Here is an 8,842-nt window from a genome sequence, read left to right as displayed (position 1 = left end):
ATTTCTTTAGTTTATCCTGAACCAATCGAAATCGGCATAGCCAGAATCGTTGGTTTGCTGATCCCGTACACAAAACAGGCCCACTTTGGCGCCAATCCATTTACCAGGTTCGGCCTGAAAGATCTCGGATATAGCAATTCGAAAGATACACAAGTCATCAGAAATCATGGACTAAAGCATCCTTTTGTTTCAATTGGATCAAGTCGTAGGAATATTACTGTAATTCCAGACTATTTGATGCAGGTTGCAGAAAAACCAGCATGGATATTAGAAGCAAAATCACCTTCGGAACAAATAACCGATACCAAGCATATAGAACAAGCGTATTCTTATGCCATACATCCAGAAATTAGAGTAAATTATTTTGCTCTCTGCAATGGACATTTTTTTAGCCTTTTTAACATCAGCAGACCCAAACCATTATTCCATATTTCGTTAGGGGCAATAGACCTCTATAGAAGTATGCTGAAAGAGTTAATTAGCCCATCAAAAGTATTCGATTATCCTGACGAAAGGTTAAGTAAAGATTTTGGACTGCATATTAAAAGATTAGGTTTTAAAAAGACAGATCCAATTCTACTAATCGATATAAATCCTTTGACTATCGTAAAATATAATGACAATCTTTTTAGTTTTTCTGCACCAGTAGGCGACGAAACTTCTAGATATCTTGGAACTTTTGATTTCGATCTCGAAGTTGCAAAACAACTTAGGCCTATAATTGGGGATGATTATTTTATTCAATTAATGCAACCAGTAAACGGCAAACAGTTACATTTTAACTTAGATAAAAAGCTTAACCTTAACTTGAAAATTTCCTTGCCAGAAAAAGAGGATTTATTTGAAAATGAAAGGGAAATTTATCTGCCATTGTCAATTAGACAATTTGTCTATTAACAAGATGAGGAAAAGATAAATAAAGCTAGACAATTATCTTATTTAGCCCCTTGCATTTCTCCAAAATTTCTCGTTCATTTGATAGAGGCAAACGCCTGTTGTTAACCTATGTACAGCCCTGCATTTACCCTGGTCTGCTACATCCCCGCCCTGCTTTCTTTTAAGGTATTGGCATGCCTGCCTTCTTTACAGATTAGCCAAAAATGCCTATTACGATATGCAAATGCACTTTTTGCATCAAACAGCCTTGCGTTAACGGTCCGCAGCATTCCATTGTGGCATGAAGATGCTTCATTGTCGGTCCGCAGTGTAACATTGTCAACCCGCAATGCTCCATTGTTGCATGCAGATGCTCCATTGCGGGTCCACAACGTAGTATTGTCGACCCGCAACGGTCCATTGTCGTATGCAGATGCTTCGTTGTCGGTACGCAACAACGTATTGACGGTATGCAGCGTTCCAAAAACAAGCGCCAATTGATCAACTATGCAGCCATGCAAAACAAAACATACACGAGCCTACCATCCAACCTTCGGCCTTCCACTTTAACCCCCAATCAAATTCGCCTTCAGGGCAAAATCGTAAAGCGCCACGGTCGAATCAGACAGATCTAGTTTCCGCATGATATTTTTGCGGTGCGTGTGAACGGTAAACTCTGAAAGGAACAGGCGTTCGGCAATGTCTTTGGTGCGCAGGTTTTGGCAAACCAGCCTGATAATTTCTACTTCTCTTTTCGTAAGCTTGTGCTTTTTGAGAAAATCGTCGAAATAAGAGAAAGGACTTTCGTTGGGCGCTTTTGGATTGAAATCCGGAAAGATATCCTGGCCGCCTATCACGGTCAGCAAACTGTTGGCCAATTTGTGCAGCTCGTCTGATTTGACGATATAGCCATTGGCACCATTGACTTTAGTGTTTTTGATCAGTTCTTGCGAATGGTAATTGCTAAGCACAATGATCTTGGCTTTGATTTTTCGTTTTTTTAGTTCCTGTAAGGCTTTTAACCCGTCCACACCGGGCATATTCAGGTCGAGCAGAATGATATCGGCCTGAACGAGCAAAGGCGAATTGAGCAACTCGAGGCCATTGTTCATCATGCCTATGATTTCAAAACGCTCGTCGTTGTCAAAGTGTGCCTTGATGCCATGCAATACAACGGGGTGGTCATCAGCTAATATCAATTGGATTTTCATGGCAACTTAATGGGGGGGATAGGAAGTTCAATTAATACAAAAGTTCCTTCGTTGGGCTTGCCTTCTATTTCGAGTTTGCCCGAAAGGTAGGCAATATTGGTTTGCAATAGCTTCATGCCGGCACCGGCAGTTGTGTCGCGTTCTTGCGCAATACCTTTGCCATCGTCTTCTACATAAATGGTCAGGCTGTTTTCCAGTTCGATGAGCTGGATGAACAGATGTTTGGCTTCGGCATGCTTAATGGCGTTGTTCAGTATTTCCTGAATAATGCGGTAAGTGCTCAGCGTAAATTGTGGTGGCCATTTTTCGGTATGTTCAAAGCCCTCAATTACATGCTCAACGGTTAAGCGATTGGCTGTTTTAATCGCGCTGATCAAATCTAGGATAGCTGCTTTGAACCCATATTTTTCCAAAGCTATCGGCATCAGGGCGTGGCTGATGTTGCGCACGGTTTCGCTGATGTTGCCCAAAAGGTTTTGTGCCACTTCCAGTTTTTTGTTGGCCCCACTGCCTGCCGCAAACACTTCCTCGTTTAACGTATTGATATTGAGTTTGGCAATAGAAAGCATGGCGCCAACCTCGTCGTGCAGCTGTGTGGCGATGCGCTTTTTCTCTTGCTCCTGTACTTCGGTAAGCGTATTCATCAAATCGAGCTGGTGCTGCTGCTTGAGGTTATTCAAAGTAGCCCGATGTAAAATGCCAGCCTGTTTTTTGCGCTGAAACAAAATATAGGCAAGGCCGCTCAATAGCAGTACCACAACTGCCGATCCTATAAAAATGATCCAATTGCGTTGTTTTTGTTGTTGCAGTTCCAGTTTTTGTACTTCCTGTTGTTTTTGGGCTAAGGCCAACTGCTGTTCTTTTTCGTTTACCTTGTACTTGGTTTCCAACTCTTTCGATGCCTGTTGCATGGCCATTTGGTACAGGGTATCCTTAAGCTGTATTTGTTGCTCTAAGCTCTTGATCAAGGTGTCGGGGTTGCCTCCATTGGCTTGGTGCGCGGTTTTAAGCGAATTCGAATACAAGAGTTTGAGCGCAGGAGGCATGTCGTGTTTTTTTAAAATGGCGCCGGCCAGCTTAAAATAATAGTCGGAAGAATCCCGCTTGCTTTCGCTGGCGTACAAATTGGCCAATCCACTTAGTATTTCCAAATCGAGTCCAGGTACTTGCTGGGTGCCTATTTTTAAACGATAGGCCTTTATAAAGCTGGCCTTGGCTTTTTTAGGCTGATTTTTGGCTTCGTAATAATAGGCTTCGGCCATTTCATACATCTTTTTCGAATGCAGGCTGTTTTGGTCCATGCCATATTTGCGGTGTAGGGCAAAAAAATCGTCAAAACGGCTAAAGTCTTGCAGTCGGTAGGCTAGCAATATCATTTTATTGATGTTGTTCGCAAGCTGTTGTGTGCTGACATTCGGCAGGTTAAAGGCTTTTTCCGTATAAAGAAAAGCATTCTTGTAGTCGCCAAGGGATTCGTAGTTGCGAGCCAATATTCCAAAAAACTGAACGGTACGGTCATTAATATTGTTTTCGAGGTCTGGAACCAGTTCCTTCAGCAACTCGAAAGCTTCCTTTTCCTTGTCGAGGTTGACTAAAAGATTGGCATAGGCGAAACGGGTATCTTTATAGAGACTTGCATTATCGCTCTGTTTGGCCAGACTAAGGGCCATTTGGAGATATTCTTTTGCCTTTGCTGGATTTCCCCTTCGGATTTCGAAGTTAGAACGGTTCCTGAGGTTAAAAACACGAGGAATAATATACTGAGGCTTGTCTTTGGTAAAGGCTTCAATTTTATTGTAATAATAAATGCTTTTCTCTGGATCTTCAATACGGCTATATACCCTTGAGAGGTCGTTGAGTACGCTCATGATGAGCTGTTCAGGCAATTTGGGCAGGTAACTCTCGGCTTGCTGGATCAAGGTGAGGGCTTGTGCGCGGTTGCCTAGTCCCAGTTCGGTAATGGCTTGGGTAGCCAATACACTTGCAACCAAGTCTTCGCGGGCACTGTTTTTCGAGTGTTGCAAAGCTTCTTCGAGCAGATTCTTAAGTTCTTCCGTATAAATGGTTTTAGGGTTACGTACATACCGCAACAAGTACATGGTCTTTTCTGTCGAGGGATAAAGTTGCCTGATCTCTGCAATATCCTTGGCAGGAGGAGGCATGCGGTCTTGCGCCATTGCCCAATAACTAGGGCAGGCCACCCAAAAGAGCAGCAAGAATACGAAGGTTGGCAAGGTTGGTTTAAAGCGGATCATTTGCCCCTAAAATAACAATAATTGCGTATTGTATTGGGGCAAAATCAACAATGCCTAAAGTGTTAAGGCACAAGTCCGACAACAATTTAACCAGCTCTGGTGTTTTCGCCATCAGCTGGGTTTGCGTAGTTTCGGTTTTATAACAACCTTTTTATGTTTGCACGATGGGTTTTTCTTCCAAAAAACTTATTATTACAAGATTAAACTACCTTAAATCATTTCTTGATTATGAAAAACAGCATGATCGTTATTTTATGTTGTCTGGCCTTGGCTACCCAAGCCCAGCAACATCATTTTATCGAGATCAAAAAAACAGACCCATTCCACACGATTGTGGCCAAGGCCGCGTCCGTAACCCCATCGGCCAGACAATTGCGCTGGCAGCAGCTGGAGCTCACCGCTTTTTTCCATTTTGGCATCAATACGTTTACCAATCGCGAATGGGGCGATGGCAAAGAAGACATTTCCCAATTTAATCCCACACAACTTGATGCAGAGCAATGGGTTAAAACCGTGAAGGATGCCGGCTTTAAGCAGGTTATCATCACGGCCAAGCACCACGATGGCTTTTGTTTGTGGCCTAGCAGATTTACCGAGCATTCGATCAAAAACACACCTTATAAAAACGGCCATGGTGATATCGTCAAAGAAGTGGCCGAGGCTTGCCGCAAATTGGATGTGGGTTTTGGCGTTTACCTGTCGCCATGGGACAGAAATGCGCCCAGTTACGGAACTGAGGCTTACAATACTTATTTCGTTAATCAATTAACAGAACTCCTCACCCAGTATGGAAAAGTAGATGAGGTTTGGTTTGACGGAGCCAATGGCGAGGGGCCAAACGGCAAGAAACAGGTTTACGATTTTGACCGCTGGTACGCCCTGATCAGGAAGCTGCAGCCACAGGCCGTTATTGCGGTACAAGGCCCTGATGTACGTTGGGTAGGTACTGAAAGTGGCGTAGGCCGGGAAACAGAGTGGAGCGTATTGCCGGTTTCTGAGCAGAGCCAAGAGAAAATCGCGGCCGCCTCGCAACAAGAAGTAAACGTGATACCGGGTGTGTTGGGCAGCTATAAAGACCAGGATAGGGGAAGTCGCGATAAGTTGGTTAATGCCAGCGGATTGGTTTGGTACCCCGCCGAAACCGATGTAAGCATCAGACCAGGTTGGTTTTATCATCCGGCAGAAGATGCCAAAGTGAAGAGCGATAAGCGATTGATGGATATTTACTTCACCTCGGTTGGTCGCAATGGCGTGTTGTTGCTTAATATTCCGCCAAATACCCAAGGCCTTATTGCCGAGGCCGATCGCAAGAGCCTCCAAGGATTTGCCACCCAAATGAAAACTACCTTTAGACAAAATCTAGCCAAAACAGCTAAGTTACAGGCCGCAAACGGAAAAAACTTAAATAGTTTATTCGATGGCAAGTTGCAAACCTATTTTACCACCACAACCAAAGATACTACTACCACCATTCAACTGAACTGGACTAAGCCCGTTACTTTTAATGTATTGGCATTGCAGGAAAATATTGCGGTTGGACAACGGATCGAAAAATTTGAAGCCGAATATTTTGATGGGGTGTCGTGGAAGGTATTTGCAACAGGAACTACAGTGGGCTATAAAAGGCTGCTCAAGTTTAACGAATTGACCACCAGTCAAATCAGGTTTCATATCCTTTCATCCAGACTAAACCCAACCTTGGCCGAATTTGGCCTATATTTTTTAAAACCTTAATCCCTTCCAATATCCTCTTCATATGAAAAAAATTGCCTGCTATTGCTTCGTCCTGTGGAGCATTTCGCTGAGTGTATACGCTCAAAAAACAACCCAAAGAAATTGGCTCACCAAAGCCTATCAGCAAACCTATGCCAATGGCGATGCCTTCCCCGGTCTTTTAAATTGGCAAAAAGAACAAAATGCGAATGCCCTGAAAAATGTGGCCAACCTGCCCGACTCGGTAAAGCAGCGCATCTTGAAACAGGCTGAATCCGCTCTGAGCTATAAATGGCCTTCGTTGCCGGCAAGTTTATATCTCGATTATAAAATTACAGGTACCCGCACCACTTACGAAAACCTGGTCAATGAACGTCGGCGCATGTTATCGTTGCTGGTGGCAGGCGAACTGATCGAAAACAAGGAAAGGTTTATACCGCAGATTGTAAACGGCTTGTGGCTGGTGCTCGAAGAGAGTACCTGGGTAGCTCCTGCGCATATCGTTGTACAAAAAGAGGGCGCCGATTTGCCGAATATCGAAAACCCATACATTGATTTGCATGCCTCGAGCACCGGACTTACCGTAGCTACTATTTATAATATGTTGTCGGCCAAATTTGCCAAATATTCAAAGGTGGTTAATGGCAGGATTGTTTACGAACTGAACCGTAGGCTTTTTGATCCCTACCTCAAATACAGTTTTGGCTGGATGGGCTTTAAGGGCAATTCGGTAAACAACTGGAATACCTATGTGAACAGCAATACGTTACAAGCGGCCTTGCAGGTGCTGCAACCAGGCAAAAAACTCGATTCGCTGAGCGCCAAGGTTCTCAGAAGCACTGATATTTTCATTAACCAATATCCCGAAGATGGGGGATGTGATGAAGGTCCGTCTTACTGGGACATGGCGGGTGGCAGACTGATCCGTTTGCTGTCGCTCCTTAATCAGGTTTCTGAGGGTAAACTGAATTGGAGTGACAAGGAGCTGTTGCACCAAATTGGAGCCTATGCCTATAAAATGCAGATCAGCGATACGTATATGGTTAATTTTGCCGATGCTTTTCCGACCTACACGCAAAACCCCGAAAGCGTTTATCAATATGGGGTATTGTTTAAAGATGAAACGCTAAAAGACTACGCTTCGTTTTTGTTCAAGGCAAGGGGCAAGCAAGTGTCGGGCAATGATATTACCGATTTTCTGGCTACGGCAGCAGCTTATGGAGCTTTGAATAATACGCCGGCCAAAGCCCCATATCCGCTTTATGCCGCACTTCCAGATTTACAGGTTTTTAATGCCCGTACGGTTGCCGGAAGCACCAAAGGCTTCTTTTTCGCCGCTAAGGGAGGCCATAATGCCGAGAGCCATAACCATAACGATATTGGGAATTTTATTGTGTATTATGATGGAAAACCTTTGCTGATTGATGTAGGCGTAGGTACCTATACCAGCAAAACGTTTAGCAACAGACGCTATGAACTTTGGAATGTCCAATCGCAATGGCACAATTGTCCCACCATTAATGGCGTGCTACAAAAAGATGGAAGGCAATTTGCGGCCACAAATTTCAGGTTTAGCAATACTGCCGGCATGGCTATGGTTGCCATGGACATTGCAAAGGCCTATCCGGCAACAGCCGATGTGCAGCAATGGGAGCGGACCATTAGCCTCAACCGGACTAAAAATACCATCAACTTGACCGAGGCCATCAAGCTCAACAACTTTAAGGAAGCTTCCGAACTTAATTTCATCACACCTTATGCCGTTGAATTAAAACCTGGAAAAATTGTTTTCGGCCAAACGGGAACAGCCATGAATTACGATACGAACCAGCTAGAAGCCAAGGTAGACGAGCAGGCCATTGACGATGATCGCATTGTAAAGATGTGGGGCAATAAGATTTACCGCATCAGGCTGATTACCAAAAGCAAAGAAAAAACGAATACGCTAAAACTAGCTATCATAGCCAGCGAGAAAAAGTAAGTTGGCGTATGTGGCTGATGGGGCTTTATCGTTTCCAAGGAAAAGCAGATTTGTAAATAACAGCATTATTTAATCAGTTTATTGCAAACATTATTTGTATTAAACAAACTAATTATTATTTTTGCCAGCCCAAAGGGTAAAACCTTTGGGCAAAAATGGGGGATTAGCTCATTTGGCTAGAGCGCTTGCCTGGCAGGCAAGAGGTGACCGGTTCGAATCCGGTATTCTCCACTACACAAAGCCTTTTAACGAAAGTTGAAAGGCTTTTTTGTTTGTTAGAAAGTCCAAAGCACTAACCTACCGTTAGATTTTGTTAGTACACTGTTATACATCAAACAACCATAACTCAAGTATTATGGTTTATTTTAAAGTGTTGTTAAGCACAAAAAGGAAAAGGAAGACAATATCTATCCTGTAAATGCAAGCGCAACGACCAATACCAATACAGTCGTAGCTGGAAGTTCGGCAACCGTAGCCTACAGCGGAGCAAACCAGTATCAGGCACAGCAGACCACGAATGCAAACATGGAAAAGTATGCAAACAGGCAGTACAGCATCAGAAAGTCTATTTCGGAAGGTTACTTAAAGATGAACACGCTGTTTCTGAGTACGCGGATCATAGGCTATGTGAACATCCTGTCTCTTATACACATCTGACGCTGCCGACGAACCACGACATGGGGTGGGGGGGGGGGGGGGGGGGGGAGGGGGAGGGGGGGGGGGGGGGGGGGGGGGGGGGGGGGGGGGGGGGGGGGGGGGGGGGGGGGGGGGGGGGGGGGGGGGGGGGGGGGGGGGGGGGGGGGGGG

General features: G+C 44.5%; 7 protein-coding genes and 1 tRNA gene. 6 read left to right on the top strand and 2 right to left on the bottom strand.

The genetic code is table 11. From position 1 onward, the window contains the following. Both JHD69_RS18020 and JHD69_RS18015 read left to right on the top strand, forming a co-directional pair. On the top strand, positions 1 to 897 hold an 897-nt coding region (locus JHD69_RS18020), incomplete at its 5' end, for a hypothetical protein (protein ID WP_441339481.1). A gap of 108 nt (positions 898 to 1,005) precedes the next feature. Further along, positions 1,006 to 1,377 (top strand): hypothetical protein, encoded by a 372-nt coding sequence (locus tag JHD69_RS18015; protein WP_199141735.1) that lies wholly within the window; start codon positions 1,006 to 1,008, stop codon positions 1,375 to 1,377. 65 nt (positions 1,378 to 1,442) lie between these two features. On the opposite strand, the gene JHD69_RS18010 is transcribed toward JHD69_RS18015, so the two are convergent. After that, positions 1,443 to 2,087, bottom strand: a complete 645-nt coding sequence (locus tag JHD69_RS18010) for a response regulator transcription factor (protein WP_199141734.1) — start codon at positions 2,085 to 2,087, stop codon at positions 1,443 to 1,445. After that, positions 2,084 to 4,342 carry a tetratricopeptide repeat-containing sensor histidine kinase gene (locus JHD69_RS18005; protein WP_199141733.1) on the bottom strand — a complete coding sequence of 753 codons (2,259 nt, stop codon included), beginning with the start codon at positions 4,340 to 4,342 and terminating at the stop codon, positions 2,084 to 2,086. The genes JHD69_RS18010 and JHD69_RS18005 overlap by 4 nt, the downstream gene beginning before the upstream one ends. A 228-nt stretch (positions 4,343 to 4,570) precedes the next feature. Here JHD69_RS18005 and JHD69_RS18000 point away from each other — a divergent pair, with 228 nt between their 5' ends. From JHD69_RS18000 to JHD69_RS21325, 4 genes are all read left to right on the top strand, one after another. Next, positions 4,571 to 6,076: an alpha-L-fucosidase gene (locus tag JHD69_RS18000; RefSeq protein ID WP_199141732.1), complete on the top strand. Its 1,506-nt coding sequence runs from the start codon at positions 4,571 to 4,573 to the stop codon at positions 6,074 to 6,076. Positions 6,077 to 6,098: 22 nt separating this feature from the next. Beyond that, a complete protein-coding gene (locus JHD69_RS17995) occupies positions 6,099 to 8,036 on the top strand; it encodes a heparinase II/III domain-containing protein (protein WP_199141731.1) in 1,938 nt (645 codons plus the stop codon). A 157-nt stretch (positions 8,037 to 8,193) separates the two neighbouring features. After that, positions 8,194 to 8,267 (top strand) — tRNA-Ala (locus tag JHD69_RS17990). A gap of 294 nt (positions 8,268 to 8,561) precedes the next feature. Continuing rightward, positions 8,562 to 8,693 carry a hypothetical protein gene (locus tag JHD69_RS21325; RefSeq protein ID WP_255530764.1) on the top strand — a complete coding sequence of 44 codons (132 nt, stop codon included), beginning with the start codon at positions 8,562 to 8,564 and terminating at the stop codon, positions 8,691 to 8,693. The last annotated feature ends 149 nt before the right edge of the window (positions 8,694 to 8,842 follow it).

This window comes from Pedobacter sp. ASV12 (genome assembly GCF_016429155.1).
In the GTDB taxonomy this organism is placed as follows: Bacteria; Bacteroidota; Bacteroidia; order Sphingobacteriales; family Sphingobacteriaceae; genus Pedobacter.
Note: the sequence above shows the minus strand (reverse complement) of the source record. Positions and strands in the feature narration are given on the sequence as shown.

Excerpts from the sequence above, each read along its gene's own strand:
- JHD69_RS18015 (WP_199141735.1), top strand. The coding sequence starts at position 1,006 with ATGTACAGCCCTGCATTTACCCTGGTCTGCTACATCCCCGCCCTGCTT.
- JHD69_RS18010 (WP_199141734.1), bottom strand. The coding sequence starts at position 2,087 with ATGAAAATCCAATTGATATTAGCTGATGACCACCCCGTTGTATTGCAT.
- JHD69_RS18005 (WP_199141733.1), bottom strand. The coding sequence starts at position 4,342 with ATGATCCGCTTTAAACCAACCTTGCCAACCTTCGTATTCTTGCTGCTC.
- JHD69_RS18000 (WP_199141732.1), top strand. The coding sequence starts at position 4,571 with ATGAAAAACAGCATGATCGTTATTTTATGTTGTCTGGCCTTGGCTACC.
- JHD69_RS17995 (WP_199141731.1), top strand. The coding sequence starts at position 6,099 with ATGAAAAAAATTGCCTGCTATTGCTTCGTCCTGTGGAGCATTTCGCTG.
- JHD69_RS21325 (WP_255530764.1), top strand. The coding sequence starts at position 8,562 with ATGGAAAAGTATGCAAACAGGCAGTACAGCATCAGAAAGTCTATTTCG.